This window comes from Paenibacillus sp. CECT 9249, assembly GCF_918697855.1.
Taxonomy (GTDB): Bacteria; Bacillota; Bacilli; order Paenibacillales; family Paenibacillaceae; genus MSJ-34.
Map to the genome: position 1 here is coordinate 1 of NZ_CAKKLI010000109.1, position 937 is coordinate 937.

Consider the following 937-nt stretch of genomic DNA (forward strand, 5'->3'; position numbering starts at 1 on the left):
TCGAAAGAAATCGAAACATTTGGAACAACAACCGATGAACTGATTCGCCTGTTGGACTGGCTTCAAGACCGGGAATGTGTCCATGTCGCCATGGAAAGCACAGGCGTCTACTGGAAACCTGTGTGGAATATCCTAGAGGGCACTTGTGAATTGACGTTAGCTAATCCAGAGCGCATCAAGAATATCCCGGGCAAGAAGACCGACTATAACGACGCTGAATGGATTGCCAGATTGCACCGTCACGGGCTAATCCAGCCAAGTTTTGTCCCTCCTGAAGACATTCGTGATTTGCGCGATTTAACACGTTATCGTCGGAAACTCGTTCAGAATGTGACGCAAGAGAAGAATCGGATTCACAAGATCTTGCAGGACGCCAATCTGAAACTGGCCACCTTTATCACCGATATTTTTGGTGTTTCCGGTCGTGCACTTCTTGAATCCATTGTCAATGGTGAAGTGCTCGATGAACATCAGATTCGCAATATGGTGAAGACTCAGTTGAAGCGCAAGGTTCCCGAGCTCATTCAGGCATTGAATGGTCGCTTGCGCGTTCATCACCGCAGAATGATTAAGAGACATCTGGACCATATCGCTTTCCTCGAGCAAGAGATTAAAGAGTTGGAGGATGAAATTGATCAACTGATTGCGCCCTATCGTCTGGAATTGGAATTGTTGGACACCATTCCAGGGATTAGCCTTGATGCAGCGGCGAGCATCTTGGCGGAAGTGGGTCCCGACATGTCACATTTCCCATCCGATGCGCATCTCACTTCGTGGGCTGGGGTTTGCCCGGCCAATCACGAGAGCAACGGTAAAAAAAAACGAAAGAAAAACTACCGAGGAAATAAGGGACTGAAAACCCTCCTTATTCAATGTGGCTGGTCCGCTATAAAAGTGAAAGATTCGCGAATCCCGGCCGTATATTTCAGATTAGTTA

1 protein-coding gene is annotated in these 937 nt (G+C 47.5%); it reads left to right on the forward strand.

What is annotated here, in order from left to right:
* Positions 1–937, forward strand: a 937-nt coding sequence (locus LQ229_RS26930; RefSeq protein ID WP_230193415.1) for an IS110 family transposase, incomplete at both ends; no start/stop codon positions are given.